This window comes from Kitasatospora sp. NPDC059146 (assembly GCF_042786665.1).
Classification (GTDB): Bacteria; Actinomycetota; Actinomycetes; order Streptomycetales; family Streptomycetaceae; genus Kitasatospora.
In genome coordinates this window covers 22,461-40,177 of the sequence record NZ_JBHZCY010000035.1, presented here as the reverse complement: position 1 = coordinate 40,177, position 17,717 = coordinate 22,461, and the positions used below count along the sequence as shown (strand labels likewise).

The 17,717-nt window shown below is 72.7% G+C and carries 14 protein-coding genes; 4 read left to right on the top strand and 10 right to left on the bottom strand.

Annotated elements, in window-relative coordinates:
- Nucleotides 1-65: 65 nt before the first annotated feature.
- A complete protein-coding gene (locus ACFXPX_RS17655; protein ID WP_375882809.1) occupies nt 66-1,127 on the bottom strand; it encodes a GntR family transcriptional regulator in 1,062 nt (353 codons plus the stop codon).
- Nucleotides 1,128-1,274: 147 nt separating this feature from the next.
- A complete protein-coding gene (locus tag ACFXPX_RS17650; protein WP_375882812.1) occupies nt 1,275-2,072 on the bottom strand; it encodes a carbon-nitrogen family hydrolase in 798 nt (265 codons plus the stop codon).
- 173 nt (nt 2,073-2,245) lie between these two features.
- On the opposite strand from ACFXPX_RS17650, the gene ACFXPX_RS17645 reads away from it, so the two are divergent.
- Together ACFXPX_RS17645 and ACFXPX_RS17640 are read left to right on the top strand one after the other, a co-directional pair.
- On the top strand, nt 2,246-3,067 hold the full coding sequence (locus ACFXPX_RS17645; protein WP_375882815.1) for a maleylpyruvate isomerase family mycothiol-dependent enzyme: 822 nt from the start codon (nt 2,246-2,248) through the stop codon (nt 3,065-3,067).
- A gap of 168 nt (nt 3,068-3,235) precedes the next feature.
- Complete coding sequence (locus ACFXPX_RS17640; protein WP_380642088.1) at nt 3,236-4,063, top strand: Bro-N domain-containing protein; 828 nt, start codon at nt 3,236-3,238, stop codon at nt 4,061-4,063.
- 74 nt (nt 4,064-4,137) lie between these two features.
- Here the strand turns inward: ACFXPX_RS17640 and ACFXPX_RS17635 are convergent, their stop codons facing one another.
- The 6 genes from ACFXPX_RS17635 to pdhA form a co-directional block, all read right to left on the bottom strand.
- Nucleotides 4,138-5,487 carry a nitrate/nitrite transporter gene (locus ACFXPX_RS17635; RefSeq protein ID WP_380642085.1) on the bottom strand — a complete coding sequence of 450 codons (1,350 nt, stop codon included), beginning with the start codon at nt 5,485-5,487 and terminating at the stop codon, nt 4,138-4,140.
- A 90-nt stretch (nt 5,488-5,577) separates the two neighbouring features.
- Nucleotides 5,578-6,810, bottom strand: a complete 1,233-nt coding sequence (locus tag ACFXPX_RS17630) for a M64 family metallopeptidase (protein WP_380396373.1) — start codon at nt 6,808-6,810, stop codon at nt 5,578-5,580.
- A 192-nt stretch (nt 6,811-7,002) separates the two neighbouring features.
- Complete coding sequence (locus ACFXPX_RS17625; RefSeq protein WP_380523796.1) at nt 7,003-8,232, bottom strand: benzoate/H(+) symporter BenE family transporter; 1,230 nt, start codon at nt 8,230-8,232, stop codon at nt 7,003-7,005.
- 363 nt (nt 8,233-8,595) lie between these two features.
- Nucleotides 8,596-10,047: a dihydrolipoamide acetyltransferase family protein gene (locus ACFXPX_RS17620; RefSeq protein WP_380642083.1), complete on the bottom strand. Its 1,452-nt coding sequence runs from the start codon at nt 10,045-10,047 to the stop codon at nt 8,596-8,598.
- Nucleotides 10,048-10,062: 15 nt separating this feature from the next.
- A complete protein-coding gene (locus ACFXPX_RS17615) occupies nt 10,063-11,034 on the bottom strand; it encodes an alpha-ketoacid dehydrogenase subunit beta (protein ID WP_375882831.1) in 972 nt (323 codons plus the stop codon).
- Nucleotides 11,034-12,188: a pyruvate dehydrogenase (acetyl-transferring) E1 component subunit alpha gene (gene pdhA, locus ACFXPX_RS17610; RefSeq protein ID WP_375882834.1), complete on the bottom strand. Its 1,155-nt coding sequence runs from the start codon at nt 12,186-12,188 to the stop codon at nt 11,034-11,036. Before pdhA ends, ACFXPX_RS17615 begins: the two co-directional genes overlap by 1 nt.
- Before the next feature lie 426 nt (nt 12,189-12,614).
- On the opposite strand from pdhA, the gene ACFXPX_RS17605 reads away from it, so the two are divergent.
- Together ACFXPX_RS17605 and ACFXPX_RS17600 are read left to right on the top strand one after the other, a co-directional pair.
- Nucleotides 12,615-13,274, top strand: a complete 660-nt coding sequence (locus tag ACFXPX_RS17605; RefSeq protein ID WP_350506572.1) for a response regulator transcription factor — start codon at nt 12,615-12,617, stop codon at nt 13,272-13,274.
- A 64-nt stretch (nt 13,275-13,338) separates the two neighbouring features.
- Nucleotides 13,339-14,442 (top strand): phosphotransferase enzyme family protein, encoded by a 1,104-nt coding sequence (locus ACFXPX_RS17600; protein WP_375882838.1) that lies wholly within the window; start codon nt 13,339-13,341, stop codon nt 14,440-14,442.
- Nucleotides 14,443-14,446: 4 nt separating this feature from the next.
- Here ACFXPX_RS17600 and ACFXPX_RS17595 read toward each other — a convergent pair whose 3' ends face one another.
- Entirely contained in the window at nt 14,447-16,006 is a 1,560-nt protein-coding gene (locus tag ACFXPX_RS17595; RefSeq protein ID WP_375882930.1) for a protein kinase, read from the bottom strand.
- Between the two features lie 266 nt (nt 16,007-16,272).
- Nucleotides 16,273-17,703: a protein kinase gene (locus tag ACFXPX_RS17590; RefSeq protein ID WP_380587550.1), complete on the bottom strand. Its 1,431-nt coding sequence runs from the start codon at nt 17,701-17,703 to the stop codon at nt 16,273-16,275.
- Between the last annotated feature and the right edge of the window lie 14 nt (nt 17,704-17,717).

The following is a 17,717-nucleotide window of genomic DNA, read 5'->3' as shown; positions in this document are numbered from 1 at the left end:
GACGACGGGGGCGGGGTCGGTACCCGGACGGCCCGTGCGGGCGGCCGGTCCGACGCCCGCCCACCCTACCGGCCCGGGGCCGGACGCGGATCGGGCCGTCCCTGCGGAGCCTCGGGGGGCGGCTCGGGCAGCCGTCGGCCGAACCTGGTGTGCGGCACCCAGCGCGGCTGCGGCACCAGACCGAGGCCGAGTCCCAGCTCGCGGCCCAGTTCGCGGCCGACCTCGTCACCCCGCCGGGACCGCCCGCCCCGGGCCGTCCCGGGCTCCGGCGCGGCCCCGTACTCCTCCGCGGCGTCCGGCGCCGGCCGGTCCGCCGGGAGCTGACGGGGCCGGTGCCACCCCGGCTGCGGCGCGGGCGGCTCCACCGGGACGGGCAGCGGTTCGCCGTCCGCGACCTCGGTGAGCAGCCCGAGCACCGTCACGGACTCCAGCGGCCGCCCGGCCAGCCCGGCCAGCAGCCGGACGGTGAAGAGGTTGTACTCGCAGATGATCCGGTGCGCGCCGTGCAGGTCGCGGGCCCCGATCGCCTCGACCAGGTCCGGGTGGCGGTCCCAGCAGACCCCGCCCAGGGTGGGCATCGCCCGCAGGTACCGCGCGGCGAACATCCAGGACTGCACCCGCAGCCAGTCCAGGTACTCCGCGATCCGGCGGTTGCCGAGCAGGGCGGAGACCTCCTGCCAGAACCGGCGGTCGCAGCCCACCATCACGTCCAGGTTCCCGGCCCGGGCGGCCCGCACCGCCGCGTCGGCCCGGCGGCTCAGCGAGGGCAGCCGGGTGAGGTCGGGCAGGGCCCGGCGGGTGGCGAACTGGCGGTGGAAGCTGTCGGTGAGCAGCACCCTGGCCTCGAAGATCTCCAGGAAGTCCTCCCAGCCCAGCTCCGGCACCGTGAAGCCGCGGTGGTGCTCGGCCCGCAGCAGCCCCTGGGCACCGAGGTCGACCAGCGCCTCGCGGGCCGGGGTCGCGGAGACGCCGTACAGCTCGGCGATCTCCTTGACGGTGAAGTTGCGGCCGGCCTCCAGCCGGCCGGCCATCATCTCCTCGCGGAGCGCGCCGGCGATCTGCTCGCGCAGGCTGTTGCGCTGGATGACGACGGGGCGGGGGGTGTCGCCGGCGCCGGTGCCGGACATGCGCGCGACCTCCTGGGGCGGGCCACCGTACCGACCCGCGACGGACCGGCCGACCGGCGGCGGGGAACACGACGAGTGCTCATCTTCTCAAACGGACCCGGAGCAGGTACGAACCAACCCTCCCGGACCCCGTGCCCCCGCCCGTGCCTACCGCTGGACCGGCGCCGGAATGCCGAGCAGACGGTCCCGCAGCACCGGGAACTCCTCGCGCGCCCGACCCACCTCGGCCGGGTCGAACTCGACGGTCAGCACCTCCTCGGCCGGCCCGGCCTCGGCCAGCACCCGACCCCACGGATCCACCACGATGCTGTGCCCGGCCTGCTCGACCCCGGCGTGCGTCCCGGCCGTGTTGCAGGCCAGCACGAAGGCCTGCTCCTCCAGCGCCCGGGCCCGGGCCAGCAGCGTCCAGTGCTCGCGCCGCTTGGCCGGCCAGGCCGCCGGGACCACCAGCAACTGGGCCCCGGCGTCCAGCAGCGCCCGGAACAGCTCCGGGAAGCGCAGGTCGTAGCAGGTGGCCAGGCCCAGGGTGCCGAACTCGGTGGGCGCGGTGACGATCTCCTGCCCGGCGCCCATCACCACCGCCTCACCGCTGTCGAAGCCGAAGCGGTGGATCTTGCGGTAGGTGTGCACCAGCTCGCCGTCCGGGGCGAACACCATCGAGGTGTTGTAGATCGGACCGTCCGGATCGCGTTCGACGATCGAACCGGCGTGCAGCCACACCCCGGCGGCCCGCGCGGCGGCCGCCATCGCGTCCGAGGTGGGCCCGTCGAGCGTCTCCGCACCGTCCGACCAGAGGTCGTGGGCGAAGCCGCCGAGCGGCCACAGCTCCGGCAGGACCACCAGGTCGGCACCCTGCTGGGCCCGTACCAGCGACGCGGCCCGGGCCCGCCGTTCGGCGGCCGGCTCGGCGTCGGAGACCGCGAGTTGGATCAATGAAGCGCGCACAGTACCACCGTCCACGGCAAGAGACCTACGATCGTCACCCGAAAGCGCTGCCCAGCTGTCTCCCGGCAGCGTAACGTGCGGTTAGCGTGTGCGCCCGGAAGCCGGACCATCCCGGCCGACCGCGACGGCCGGGCGCCGAGCGTAGGAAAGCTGACGGAGGGCCGGAGATTCCCGTGACGGACAACCAGACCGTGCAGGCTTACACGGAGGCGTGGACCCAGAGCATCGAGTCCATATCGGAGCTGGTCGCCCCCCTCCCCGAAGGCTCCTGGAACCGGGCCACCGAGTGCCCCGGCTGGTCGGTCCGCGACGTCGTCTCGCACGTGATCGCGGTCGAGTCCGAGCTGCTCGGCGACCCCCGCCCGATCCACTCGCTGCCGCGTGACCTTCGCCACGTGACCACCGATTTCGCCCGCTACGTCGAGCTGCCGGTCGACAAGCGCCGCTGCCACACCGCGCTGGAGATGACCAGCGAGCTGGAGTACACGATCATCCGCCGCTCCCGCGCGCTGCGGAACGCCAAGCAGACACCCGGGGAGCCGGCCCGCTGGCCCGCCGGTCCGCTGGCCACGGACGTGCCGTACCACCAGCTGCTGCGGATGCGGGCCTTCGACGTCTGGGTGCACGAGCAGGACCTGCGCCGGGCCCTCGACGCCCCCGGCAACCTGGACTCCCCCGGCGCCCTGATCGCCCGGGACGTCCTGCTGGAGCTGCTGCCCAAGGCCGTCGCCCACACCGCCGGCGCCCCGGCCGGGACGGCCCTCGTCCTGGACGTGACCGGCCCGGTGGAGTTCCTGCGCACCGTCCGGGTGGACGCCACCGGGCGCGGCAGCGTCGACGAGTCGATCAGCCTGGCCCCCGACGTCCAGCTCACCATGGACTGGGAGACCTACGTCCGCCTCGCCTGCGGCCGCGGCCGACCCGGCCCGGTCAGCGTCGAGGGCGACAAGGAGCTGGCCGAACGGGTCCTGGCCACCTTCTCCGTCACCATCTGAGCCGCTACGGCGAGCCCCGCGCGCACCACCCGGCGTACACGCACGACCGCGCGCCGGGTCGGCACCACTCGTGCACCCATACGTCAATCCAGCACCAGCAACCTCACCTGTTTGGCCTCGTTTCACCGGGCAGCACTGCCATCACCCGGAAGAAGGAGGGGCGTCCGCATGGACGACGAACAGGAACAGCAGGAACAGATGGTGCTGGTGCGGTCGAGCTTCCCGGTCACGGGGCAGCCGATCCGCGTCGTGATGATCGACGGGGAGCCGTGGTTCGTCACGGCGGACGTGTGCCGGGTCCTGGGGCGAGGCAATGCGGCCCAGGCCGTCAAGGGGCTGGAGAACCGTCAGCACCGCACCGTCGACATGCGATCGGTAACTATCACCAAAAGTGATAGTTACGACGTTTCCGCAGGTCAGAAACTGTATAGCCACGCGAATCCATTCCTGCGCGTGGTGAGTGAAGCGGGCCTCTACTCGCTGCTGATGAGGTCCAACAAGACGACTTCCAAACCGTTCAGGGACTGGGTCACTGAAGAGCTGCTCCCCTCCGTCCGCCGAGGCGACACCGACATCCCCACCCAGCAGCGGCGGATGGCGGAGACCCTCGCCGAGGCGATCGGGCAGCAGGTTCGGATCGTCGCGGAGATCGAACATGACGACTGGCCCGGCCTGACCGTCCACTCCGACGGGACGGTCCACTGCCGGCACGGGGAAATGGTGCTCCACCTGCCGGACCGGGAGGAGGACAGCGGGCCGCCGTTCGGTGCGTACTTCGCCTGCCCGGGTGGGGAGCGGGTCGGCATCCGAGGCAGCCGAATCGTCCCGGGATGCCCGAAGTTGAAGCTGGTGGACCTGATCCGGCTCCGGAAGGCGGCGAAAACCGAACCCACCCGAGTGCCGCGGCAAGGAACCCTGACCGTGGAGATGCACGGCGCCCGGATCTACGGAACCGCGCCGCAGATCGCCGAGCTGATGCGCGAGTACGGCGGCTGACCCAGCTCCGCATACGGAAACGCGATTACCCTAACTTCGCCTTAGGGTAATCACGTTTCCGCAGGTCAGAAACCCTACGCGTCCGCCGCCGCGACCCTCCGCCGGAGCCGCAGGATCATCGCCGTCCCCACCGCGAGCGGCACGTACTGCCAGCAGAACGCCCAGCGGAAGGCGTCGGCGGAGTAGGACCCGGCGCCGGACGGGGAGAGGGCGTCGAGCAGGACGCCGATGCCGAACAGGGTGATCATCGTGCCGATGAAGCCGCCCATGTTGACGATCCCGGAGGCGGTGCCGAGCCGTTCGGCCGGGTTGCGGGTGCGGGCGTAGTCCAGGCCGACCAGTGAGGCGGGGCCGTTGCTGCCCATCACCAGGATGATCCCGACCAGCAGCAACATCGGCGGGTGCCCGCCGGGCCAGGCGAGCACGAGTGCCCAGCCGAGCGCGGTGGTGGCGATGACGGTGAGCACGATGGGCATCCGGGTCCGGGCGGTGCGGGAGAGCAGTCGGCCGAAGAGGAACCCGCAGGCCATGTTGGCGAGCACCAGCAGGGTCAGCAGCCCTCCGGCCTCGCCCCGGGTCATCCCCTGGGCCTCGATCAGGTAGGGCATGCCCCAGAGCAGGCCGAAGGCGTTGCCGGGGAACTGGGTGGTGAAGTGGATCCACAGGCCCAGCCGGGTGCCCGGCTCCCGCCAGCAGTCCTGGATCTGCCGTCGGACCTTCGGGCGGGCGACCGGCGTGCCGAGCGGCGGGTCGACCGGTCGTACGGCCGCCGGGGCCTCCTTGAGGAAGAGCGCGACCAGGGCGAACACCGCCACGCCGAGCAGCGCGATCGCGGTGAAGGTGGGCGTCCAGCCCTCGCTGTGCAGCGCCTGGGCGAGCACCACGGTGGTGACCAGGTTGCCGCCCATCCCGGCGAGGCCGGTCAGCTGGGCGACGAAGGGGTTCTTCGCCGCCGGGAACCACCGGGCGGCGATCCGCAGCACGCTGATGAAGGTCATCGCGTCGCCGCAGCCGAGCACGGCCCGGGAGGCCAGCGCCGGGGCGAAGGAGGAGCTGAACGCGAAGGCCAGCTGGCCGGCGCTCAGCAGCAGTACGCCGAGCAGCAGCACCCGGCGCGGCCCGAACCGGTCGACCAGCAGGCCGACCGGGACCTGCATGGCCGCGTAGACCAGCACCTGGAGGATTGAGAAGGTGGAGAGCGCCGAGGCACCGATGCCGAAGCGCTCGGCGGCGTCCAGTCCGGCCACGCCGAGGCTGGTGCGGTGGATGACGGCCAGGACGTAGACGCTGACGCCGACGGACCAGGCCAGCCAGGCTGCCCGGCCGCCGGGCGGTACGGGGGCCCCGGCCGTCGGCGGCCCGACGGCGGACCGAGGAGCGGGGACGGACAGGGACGCGGCTGGACGAGCGGGCTCCACGGTCATAGTCCGTCCAGACTAGTCATCCCATGATTGGACGCCCAGGTCCCCGCGGTGTGAGCTCGCGAACCCCGACCGGCGACGACCGTCCGGCTCTCAGCCGGTGACCGTCCAGGACACCGACCGGGTCATGTAGCGGTCCCGGAAGGCCTCGTCCCGCACCCAGTCCGTGGTGTCCCGGACGGTCGCCGTCACGGTCGCCGTCCGGCCCGGGGCGAGGTCCAGCTGCGCGGTGTCCAGGCGGCCCCCGTCGACGGCCTGCGGGGCGGCCGGGGCGCCGTCCACCTTCCAGTCCACCGTCAGCTGCCGGGCGCCGGTCAGCGGCAGCGGCCGGACGTCCAGCCGGGGGAGCCCGGCGACCTCGCCGGGCGGCGGCGACGGGGCGTCGGTCGGCCGGACCTTGCGGTACAGCTCCTGGACGATCGCCTCGCGGGAGGGCAGGTTGTAGGCACTGCCCAGGGTCCGCATCACGGAGTCGGGGGTGGGCCGGTAGAGGCCGTTGGCGCTGCGGTACGCCCCGACGGTGCCGGCGCCGTCCGGCGAGACGGCGCCCAGCCAGCGCCACCACTTGGTCTGCTTCTTGAGCATGTCCTCGGCGTTGAGGGTGGAGAGGTTCGGGTAGTCGGCGTCGTCCGGGGCGCTGTCGTACTCGTCGCCGAGGTCCCCCACGGTGTGGCCGATCTCGTGCTGGATGATCCGTCCGGCGTCCGGGCTGCCCCCGGCCAGGGTGGTCACCCCGGTGCCCCCGGCGCCGCCGTACTCGACCGAGTTGGCCAGCGCGATCAGGTACTGCGGGCCGGTGCTGTCCCCGGCGTAGCGGGCGGTGGCACCCTCGTCGGCGCAGAGCAGCCGGGCGGTGCCCTCGCACCAGAAGTGCATGCCCAGCGGGGTGGCGGGGTGGCGGCCGCGGCTCTCGGTCTCGGCTATCCCGGAGATCGGGGAGACCACCTCGACCCGCCGTATGTTGAAGAACCCCTGGTAGGTGCGGAACGGCTCGATGTCCATCAGCGCGTGCCAGGCCTTGTCGGCCTGCTGCCGGAACGCCTCCTGCTCGTCCGCGGTGTAGCCGTCGCCGAGCAGGACCAGGGTGATCCGGTTGGTCGGGTCCCCGGTGCGGCGTATGTCGAAGGTCGGGGCGGCCGTGAGCATCCGCCGGTCGGCGCGGAGGGCGGTGTGCGGGGGCACCGCCCGGTCCACGGGGGCGCCCGCCCCGATCACGCCGAACGGCGAGGGGCCGACGAGTTCCAGGGCGGCCGGGAGTACGGCGGTGGACACCAGTACGAGGGCGGCCAGACTCCGGACGAGACGGCCAGGGTTGCCAGCAGGCATACGGGTGCGTCCTCGGGGCTCCGGTCACCCGGTGTCGCCCGGGTGGGGGAGCGGAGACGTACCCGTACCGGCGTGTCGCCCCCACCGGCCGCAGAAAATGTCACCGACCTGGCCGAACGATTCCCGTTGTACCTGTCATACCAATCAATCTCGGGGACGCCCCCGTCCATCCCGGGAGGGCTCCCCCGCGGCTCACCGGGAGCGCTTGCCCACGTCCAGCAGCAGGTGCGTCCCGAGCCCGAAGAGCAGTCCCCAGAAGGCCGAGCCGATGCCGAACAGGCTCATCCCCGAGGCGCTCGCCAGGAAGGTCACCACCGCCGCGTCCCGCCCGCGCTCCGCCGCGACCGCCGCCGCCAGGCTGCCCTGCAGCGAGGCCAGCAGCGCGACCCCGGCGATCACCGCGATCAGCTCCTTCGGCAGCCCGGTGAACAGGCTCACCAGCACCCCGCCGAAGCTGCCCACCAGCACGTACAGCACGCCCGAGGACATCCCCGCGACGTAGCGGCGGCGCGGGTCCGGGTGGGCCTCCGGGCCGGAGCAGATCGCCGCCGTGATCGCCGCCAGGTTCACCCCGGGCGAGCCGAACGGCGCCACCAGCACCGACACCGCCCCGGTCGCACCGATCAGCAGCCGGTCGTCGGCCCGGTAGCCGAAGGCCCGCATCACCCCGAGCCCGGGCGCGTTCTGCGAGGCCAGGGCGACGATGGTGAGCGGCAGCGCCAGCCCCACCAGGGCCGACCAGGAGAAGGCCGGCACGGTCAGCACCGGTACGGTCGGCCCGCCCGAGCCCAGGTGCAGCGGCAGCCCGACGGTGAGGGCCGCCAGCACCCCGCCGACCACCAGCGCGATCAGCACGGCGTACCGCGGCGAGAACCGCTTGGCCAGCAGGAAGGCCGCGAAGCTGCCCACCACCAGCACCGGCGCGCCGTGCACGGCACCGAAGATCCCGGCGCCGAAGGAGAACAGGATGCCCGCGAGCATCGCGTTCACGATCCCCACCGGCACGGCCGCGATCAGCCGGCCGAACCACCCGGTCACCCCGAACAGCGCCACCACGGCCGCGCTCACCAGGAACGCCCCGATCGCCTCCCGGTACGGGTAGTGGCCCAGGCTGGTCACCAGCAGCGCGGCCCCCGGCGTGGACCAGGCGGTGATCACCGGCGTCCTGGTCCACCAGCTGAGCGCGAAGCCGCTCACCCCGCTGCCGATCGCCACCGCCCAGATCCAGGAGGAGGTGTGCGCCGGGTCCAGCCGCCCGGCGGCGGCCGCCGCGAGCACGACCACCAGCGGCCCGGAGAACGACACCGCGACGCAGACCAGCCCCGCCAGCAAGGCCGGCACCGACACGTCCCGCCGCAGCGACCGACGTTCCCCGGCCCCACTCGTCACCGTTTCCGGGCTGATCGTCAGTTCATCCGTCATTCCGGCAGTATCCCGAAGCCCGGCCGGAGACTCCTGGAAAACCTGCCAACTCCCCTGCAACCCCCGCGGGGGATGCGCGTCTGTACGAAGGAAGGCGCGGCGAGCGGGACCGGCGGAGCCGGGGGGCGGTCGTCCTCGCCCGCCGCACCACCAGTCACCCGGCCCTGGGGAGTCACGTCATGCGCATGTCCGCTATCACCCGTTGTACGAAGAATGCCGGTACCGCCGCCCTCGCCGCCGACACCGGCACCGACACCGGCTGGGCCTAGTCGTGTCCGTCGGTCGACCGACGGATGCCGGAAGGGGCCCTGATCCGCACGGCGGTGCGGTTCAGGGCCCCTTCGTCACGTCTCCCCGGGGGCGTCAGCCCCAGGTGATCAGGCGCTTCGGGAACTCCAGCAGCCCGGCCACGTCGGCCAGCACCCGGGAGCCCAACTCCCCGTCCACCAGGCGGTGGTCGAAGGAGAGCGCGAGCGTGGTGACCTGGCGCGGGACCACCTTGCCCTTGTGCACCCACGGCAGTTCCCGGACCGCGCCGAAGGCGAGGATGGCCGCCTCGCCCGGGTTGAGGATCGGGGTGCCGGTGTCGACGCCGAAGACGCCGACGTTGGTGATGGTGACCGTGCCGCCCTGCATGTCGGCCGGCGAGGTCTTGCCCTGGCGGGCGGTCTCGACCAGCTCGCCGAGCGAAGTGGCCAGGCCCGAAAGGGTCTTGGACCCGGCGTCCTTGATGTTCGGGACGATCAGGCCGCGCGGGGTGGCCGCGGCGATGCCGAGGTTCACCTGGCCCTTGACCACGATCTCCTGGGCCGCCTCGTCCCACTGGGCGTTGATCTCCGGGTGCCGCTTGATCGCCACCAGCAGCGCCTTGGCGACCAGCAGCAGCGGGCTGACCCGGACGTCCCGGCCCAGTTCGCCGCTCTCCTTGAGCTTGCGGACGAACTTCATCGTGCGGGTCACGTCGACCTGGACGAACTCGGTGACGTGCGGGGCGGTGAAGGCCGAGGCCACCATCGCCTGCGCGGTCGCCTTGCGGACGCCCTTGATCGGCACCCGGACGTCGCCCGAACCGGACACCGGCGCCGGGGCCGCCACGGTCCCGACGGCCTCGACGGCCTCGGTCACGACCGGCTCGGCGGCCGGAGCGGCCGGAGCGGCCTGGGCCGCCGCGTGGGCGTGCAGGTCCTCACGGGTGATCACCCCGCCCGCACCGGTCGGGGTGACGGACCGCAGGTCGATGCCCAGGTCCTTGGCCAGCTTGCGCACCGGCGGCTTCGCCAACGGCCGCTCACCGACGGGCAGTTCGACCGGCGAGACGGGCGCGGCCGGAGCCGGGGCGGCGACCGGAGCGACCGGAGCGACCGGAGCCGCGGCCTTCGCCGTAGCGGTGGCCGTGGCCGTGGTGGTCCGCCGGGCCCGGCGCTGGGCGGTGCCGGTGCGCGGGCCGTACCCGACCAGCACCTCCCGCCGCTCCGGCTCGGCCTCGACGGCCGGCGCCGCGGCCGCGGCGGCAGCGGGCGCCGGGGCGGGTGCGGCGGCCGGAGCGGCCCCCGCCTCCCCGGCGACCGCCACCGAGATGATCGCGGTGCCGACGTCGACCGTCGCGCCCTCGGGGAAGAAGAGCTGCTCGACGACCCCGTTGAACGGGATCGGCAGCTCCACCGCCGCCTTGGCGGTCTCCACCTCGCACACGACCTGCCCGTCGGTGACGGTGTCACCCGGCTTGACGTACCAGCTGAGGATCTCGGCCTCGGTGAGGCCCTCGCCCACATCCGGCATCTTGAACTCGCGGAGCGAGCGAACTTCGGTGGTCATCTTCGCTCCCCGGTATCAGTACGCGAGCGCGCGGTCGACGGCGTCGAGCACGCGGTCCAGGTCGGGGAGGAAGGCCTCCTCGACGCGGGACGGCGGGTACGGCGCGAAGTAGCCGCCGACCCGCAGGACCGGTGCCTCCAGGTGGTAGAAGCACCGCTCGGTGAGCCGGGCGGCCAACTCGGCGCCCATGCCCAGGAATACCGGGGCCTCGTGCACCACGACGGCCCGCCCGGTGCGCTTGACCGACTCCTCCAGCGCGGCGAAGTCCACCGGGGAGAGCGAGCGCAGGTCGACGACCTCCAGCCGGCGGCCGTCCTCCTCGGCGGCCGCGGCGGCCTCCTGGCAGACCTTGACCATCGGGCCGTACGCGATCAGCGTCAGGTCGGTGCCGGGGCGGACGATCCGGGCCTCGTGCAGCCCCAGGTCGGCGGCGGCGCCGACCTCGCCCTTGTCCCAGTAACGCCGCTTGGGCTCCAGGAAGATGACCGGGTCGTCGGACTCGATGGCCTGCCGCAGCATCCAGTGCGCGTCGTGCGCGTTGGACGGCGTGACCACCCGCAGACCGGCGGTGTGCGCGAAGTACGCCTCGTGCGACTCGCTGTGGTGCTCGACCGCGCCGATTCCACCCGCGTAGGGGATGCGGACGGTGACCGGCATCTTGACGTGCCCGAGCGCGCGGGCGTGCATCTTCGCCAGCTGGGAGACGATCTGGTCGAAGGCCGGGTAGACGAAACCGTCGAACTGGATCTCCACGACCGGGCGGTAGCCGCGCAGCGCGAGGCCGATCGCGGTGCCCATGATGCCGGACTCGGCCAGCGGGGTGTCGATCACCCGGTCCTCGCCGAAGTCCTTCTGCAGGCCGTCGGTGATCCGGAAGACGCCACCGAGCTTGCCGATGTCCTCGCCCATCAGGACGGTCTTCGGGTCGTTCTCCAGCGACTTGCGCAGCGCGTCGTTGAGCGCCTTGGCGATGCTCTGACCGGCCATCAGTGGTTCTCCCCCGCCTCGAAGGAGGCCGCGTACTCGACGAATTCGGCCCGTTCCTGGTCGACCAGCGCGTGCGGCTCGCTGTACACGTGGTCGAAGATCAGCGTCGGGTCCGGGTCCGGCATGCTGCGCACGCCCTCACGCACCCGCAGCCCCAGCTGCTCGCTCTCGGCGTCGACGGAGGCGAAGAACTCCTCGTCCGCCAGGCCCTCCTTCTCCAGGAGGGTGCGCAGCCGCAGGATCGGGTCCTTGGCCTTCCAGGCCTCGGTCTCCTCGGTGGCCCGGTAGCGGGTGGGGTCGTCGGAGGTGGTGTGCGCGCCCATCCGGTAGGTGAAGGCCTCGATCAGCACCGGGCCGTTGCCGCTGCGGGCGTGGTCGAGCGCCCAGCGGGTGACCGCGAGGCAGGCCAGCACGTCGTTGCCGTCGACCCGGACGCCGGGGAAGCCGAAGCCGGAGGCGCGGCGGTACAGCGGGATCCGGGTCTGGGTGGTGGTGGGCTCGGAGATCGCCCACTGGTTGTTCTGGCAGAAGAACACCACCGGCGAGTTGTAGACCGAGGCGAAGGTGAAGGCCTCGTTGACGTCGCCCTGGCTGGACGCGCCGTCGCCGAAGTACGCGATCACCGCGTCGTCGGTGCCGTCCTTGGTGATGCCCATCGCGTAGCCGGTGGCGTGCAGGGCCTGCGCGCCGATCACGATGGTGTAGAGGTGGAAGTTCTTCTCGTTCGGGTCCCAGCCGCCGTGGTTCACGCCGCGGAACATGCCGAGCAGGTTCAGCGGGTCCACGTCGCGGCACCAGGCGACGCCGTGCTCGCGGTAGGTCGGGAAGGCGTAGTCGCCGGTGCGCATGGCCCGGCCGGAACCGACCTGGGCCGCCTCCTGGCCGAGCAGCGAGGCCCACAGGCCCAGCTCGCCCTGGCGCTGGAGCGAGGTCGCCTCGCCGTCGAACCGGCGCACCAGCACCAGGTCGCGGTAGAGGGAGCGCAGCTCCTCGGGAGTGGTGGTGAGGGGGTAGTCCGGGTGCTCGACCCGCTCGCCTTCCGGCGTGAGCAGTTGGACGAGCTCCGGCTGGACGTCCGTTCCCGTGGCGCGGAGGGTGTCAGGAACAGCGGGGGCCGCCTTCTTGCGGGTCCTCGCCGTGCTTTTGACGGTCACGTTCACTCCTCGGTCTGTCCGGCCGCCCGGGGTCGCCGGTGACCGGTCCGGTCACCGCCTCGCGGGGCGCGCGTGGGTGTGCGCACCTACTGCGTGGCAGGTGGTGATCCTGTTCCGACGGCGTCCCTCACGAGAACGTTACCCAGCGTCCGCCCTTGGCGCGCTTGCGCTAGGACGTCCTACTTGTTCAGGGCCTACGACCCCGAGGGTGCCGCGCCCGGCTCGCCGTCGGAAGGGTGGGGGTGACGGTCGGCGTGACGCAGCTCTCAATTCGAGCGCCTTCAGGACACCAGCGCACGTTATCCGGGCGGAAGCCCGTACGTAAGGGGGTTCTCGGTATCGGTTTCGGTCGGGTGTGGCTGGATCCCGCCTTTACGGCACTGGGGACGATAGGCCTTTTGTACGGTGGTATGGGAGGCTTTGGGCGTGACTGATAACGGACAAATCAGGGTGTTCCTGCTCGACGACCACGAGGTCGTCCGACGGGGCGTGCACGACCTGCTGTCGGTCGAGGACGACATCGAGATCGTCGGCGAGGCCGGCACCGCCGCCGAGGCGCTCACCCGGATCCCCGCGGTCCACCCCGACGTCGCGGTGCTCGACGTCCGGCTGCCGGACGGCAACGGGGTCGAGGTCTGCCGCGAGATCCGCTCCCGGCTGCCCGAGATCAAGTGCCTGATGCTGACCTCGTTCTCCGACGACGAGGCACTGTTCGACTCGATCATGGCCGGCGCCTCCGGCTACGTCCTGAAGGCGATCCGCGGCACCGACCTGATCACCGCCGTCCGGGACGTCGCGGCCGGCCGCTCCCTGCTCGACCCGGTCGCCACCAGCCGGGTGCTCGCCCGACTGCGCGACGGCGGCGAGAAGGAGGACGAGCGGCTGGCCCAACTCACCAAGCAGGAGCGGCGGATCCTCGATCTGATCGGCGAGGGGATGACCAATCGTCAGATCGGCAACGAGTTGCACCTCGCCGAGAAGACGGTGAAGAACTACGTCTCCAGTCTGCTCGCCAAGATGGGCATGGAGCGACGCACCCAGGCGGCGGCGTACGTGGCGCGGCACCAGGCCGATCATCAGTACTGATACGGTCCTTCACACATGTGACGGTTTGTCAAGGGCCCCCACCAGGGGGCCATAACCTCTGCACGTGACTTTCAGCCAGACCCTCGCCTGCGCCCCGGCCCGCCCCGACCTCTCCGCACCGCCGATAGGGACCCTCAGCCCACCGGTACCGCGCAGCGCACTCGCCGAGGTCCTGGCCCGGTTCCGGGTGGGGCGGCTGCTCACCGCCGAACCGGTCGCGGAAGGCCTGCTCAACCGCGGTTACCGGGTCACCACCGAGGCCGGCGCGTACTTCCTGAAGTGCTACGTCGACGCCGCCACCGCCAACCGCCCGAAGATCCTCGCCCACCACCGCGCCATGACCGACCTGCACGCCCTCGGCCTGCCGGTGGCACCCCCGCTGAACTGCTCCGACCGCGGCGCGACGGTGGCCGGCCTGAACGGCCGCCTGTTCGCCCTGTTCCCCTGGACCGATGGCCGACACCGGCACGGTACTGAGCTCGAACCACCGCAGTGCGACGCCCTCGGCGCGCTGCTCGGCCGACTGCACGGCGCACTCGACGACGTCTGCGCCCCCCTCGACCAGCCCGACGGCTACCGCAGCGCCGACCCCCTCGACAGCGCCGAACTCGCCCGCGACCTGCGGCGCCGCGCCCGCGCGCACCGCCCGAACGGCGACCTGGACGCCCTCGTCGTCCGACGGCTCGACGAAAGGCTGGAACTGCTCGCCGAGCACGCCCAGCGACGGCCCGACCCGCTCGCCGCCCCGCCCACCGGCTGGACCCACGGCGACTTCCACGGCCTCAACCTGATCCACACCGCGGGCCCGGACGGCGGCGAGCGGGTCACCGCGGTGCTCGACTGGGACAAGCTCGGCCCGCAGCCGCGCGCCGAGGAGGCCGTCCGGGCCGCCACCCTGCTCTTCAACGACCGCACCAGCGGCGCCCTCGACCTGGTCCGGGTCCGCCGCTACTCCCAGGCCTACCGGGCCTCCGGTGCCGCCACCGCCGAGCACCTGGCCGCCGCCGTCCACCGGGTCTGGTGGGAGCGGCTGAACGACTTCTGGATGCTGCAGTGGCGCTACCAGCGGGCCGACCACCGGGCCGACCCGCTCTACCCCGCCTCGGCGGGCCAGTTGGCGTGGTGGTGCCAGGAGTACGAGCAGGTCCTGGACGCCTTCGCCAACTGATCCGTCAGTTGCCGCCGCCGACCGGCGGTGTCACCGGCGGCTTGACCGGGGTCTGCGACGGCAGCGGCTTCGAGCTGCCAGTGCTGCCCCCGTCGCCGCCGGGCGGCACCGACGCCGAGGCGCTCGCCCCGCCCGTCGCCGTCGCGGAGGCGCTCGGCGTGTGGGTGGCCGTCGGCGTCGGGGTCGGGGTGTGCTTCCCCGTCGGCGACGGCGACATGTTGGTGCCGCCCCCGCCACCGCTGCCGCCGTACGTCCCGGGGTCGCTCGGCTGCTGCGGCCGCCGGCTGCCGGAGGTCGACGGCGGCGGGGTCAGCTGGCCGCTCTGGGTCGGCGTGGTCGACTCGACGGTGCTGACCGCCGGCTCGGGCGTGCTGGGCACGACGGGCGTCTTCACGTCGGTGCCGCTGAGCGCGAAGGCGATCCCGGCCCCGGCCGCGACCAGCACGGCGATCCCGCCGGCCAGCCAGCCCCAGGGCCCGCGCCGCCGGCCGCCGTGGTCGCCGTGGTCGTCCTCGCCGCCACCGCCGCCGTACGAGCCGCCGCCCTGGTACGGGGAGGGGGTGTGCGGGCCGCCCGTGGAGTACGGCATCACCGAGGTCTGGTCGCCGGCGCCGACCGCGCCGAAGGCCTGGGTGGCGGCCGCCTGGTCCGGCCGGAGCACCTGGGTGGCCCCGGTGTCCCCGGGCAGCCCGGTGCCCGCGCCGACCCAGCCGGCCCCGCCCGCGCCGTGCATCTCGCGCAGCGCGTGCTGCAGGTGGGCGCGGAACTCGTCGGCGTCCTGGAAGCGGTCGTCCGGGTTCTTGGCGAGCGAGCGCAGCACCAGCGGGTCCAGGCCGACCGGCACCCGGCCGTTGGCCTGCGAGGGCGGCATCGGCGGGTCCTGGACGTGCTGGTAGACCACCGAGAGCGGGGTGTCGCCGGTGAACGGCGGGCGCAGCGTGAGCAGTTCGAAGAGCATGCAGCCGGCCGCGTACAGGTCGGAGCGGTGGTCGACCGGCTTGCCGAGCGCCTGCTCGGGCGACAGGTACTGCGGGGTGCCCATGACCATGCCGGTCTGGGTCATCGTGGTGGCCCCGCCGGTCAGCGCCCGGGCGATGCCGAAGTCCATCACCTTGACCGCGCCGGCGTTGGTGATGATCACGTTGGCGGGCTTGATGTCGCGGTGCACGATGCCGTTGCGGTGGCTGTAGGCCAGCGCCTCCAGCACCCCGGCGATGATGATCAGCGCCTGGTCGACCGGCGGCGCCTCCTCGTCCGCCAGCAGCTCGCGGACGGTCCGGCCCTCGACCAGCTCCATCACGATGTACGGCGTGGACTCGTCCCCGACGTACTCCTCGCCGGTGTCGTAGACCGCGACGATCGAGTGGTGGTTGAGCGCCGCGACGGCGTGCGCCTCGCGGGTGAAGCGCACCCGGGCGATGTCGTCCTGCGCCAGCTCGCCGCGCAGCAGCTTGACCGCGACGGTGCGGCCCAGCCGCACGTCCTCGGCGGCGAAGACCTCGGCCATGCCGCCGCGGCCGAGCCGGTGGGTCAGCCGGTAGCGGCCGTCGCCGACCGTGCCCATCGGCACCCCGCGGCCCGGTGTCTGCGAACCGCCGAACGGCGGCAGCGCGGAGGTCGCGGATTCGCTGCCCGGCCCGGGGATCCCCGGCGTGCCGCCGGTCCGGCCGTTCGCTCGGGCACCCGTCTCGTCGTCCGGCTGCTGCGTCTGTGCCATCGCTCCTCGCCCCGGGCGTTCGCTCGGATTCGCGGTGCCCTGTCGCTTACGTATCCCCGAACGCTACCGCTTCCGGCGCGCACCCGTGACACGCGCGGAGGGGCGGAAATCCGTCAGAGCAGACCGCCCCGGTCGGCCTGCGGGTCCACCACCACGACCGCGGCCGGGCGCTCGGAGTGGAACTTGCCGTTGGTGGTGTTCTGCGCCTTGTTGACCACGATCGCGATGATGATGCCGGCCAGCACCAGCACGCCGACGATGATCGCGATCACCACGAAGGCCGTGGAGCAGCCGCCGCCGCTGGGCTTCGGCTGCTGGTACGGCGGCATCGGCTGCGGGCCCGGGGTGTGCATCGGCCGCTGGAAGGGCTGCGGCGTGTGCGGGGCCTGCGGGCCCGGGGTCTGGTACGCGGGCGGCGGGGTCCGGTACTGCGGCTGGGCCTGCGGCCCGCCCTGCTGGAGGTACTGCGGGTGCGGCGTCTGGTAGGCCGGCGGCGGCGTCCGGTACTGCGGCGGCTGCTGCGGCTGGGCCTGCGGCCCGCCCTGCTGGAGGTACTGCGGGTGCGGGGTCTGCGGCGCCTGCGGAGTGGCGTGCACCGAGCGCGGCCCCTCCTTGATCACCAGCGGGGAGCTGGCCTGCAGCGCGTGCCCGGCGCCGCCGCCCTTCAACTCGGCGATCAGCCGCTCCGCCTCGTCCCGCATCGCGGCCGCGCTCTGGAACCGGTGGGCCGGGTCCTTGCGCAGCGCCTGCGCCACGAAGGCGTCCACCACCGGGACGACCGACCGGTTGAGGCTGGAGGCCGCCGGCGGCTCCTCCTGGACGTGCTTGTAGGCGATCGAGAAGGCCGAGTCGCCGTCGAAGACCAGCTGGCCGGTGAGCATCTCGAAGAGCATCACGCCGACCGAGTACAGGTCGGAGCGGGCGTCCACCGGCTTGCCGAGGGCCTGCTCGGGCGACAGGTACTGCGGGGTGCCGACCACCATGCCGGTCTGGGTCATCGACGTGACGCCGGACTCCAGCGCCCGGGCGATGCCGAAGTCCATGACCTTGACGTTGCCCTTGCGGTCGAACATGACGTTGCCGGGCTTGATGTCGCGGTGCACCAGGCCCATGTCGTGCGAGGCCTCCAGCGCGTTCAGCACGCCGACGATGACCTTCAGGGCCTCGTCGGCCGGCATCGCGCCGTACTGGGCGACCGCCTCGTTGATCGCCTCGCGCAGGCCCTTGCCGTCGATCAGCTGCATGACGATGTACGGCGTGCTGGAGCCGTCCGGGGCCACGTCCTCGCCGCTGTCGTAGACCGTGACGATGTTCGGGTGCTCCAGCCGGGCCACCGCCTGGGCCTCACGGCGGAACCGCTCCTTGAACGAGTCGTCCCGGCCCAGCTCGCTGTGCATGCTCTTCAACGCGACCTGCCGGTCCAGCACGCTGTCGTACGCGAGGTGCACGGAGGCCATGCCGCCCTCGCCCAGCAGCCGCTGCAGCACATAGCGGCCGTTGCCCAGGGAGAAGCCCCCGGCCGCCGCGTTGCCGTGCTCGCTCATGGTCCCCTGCTCCC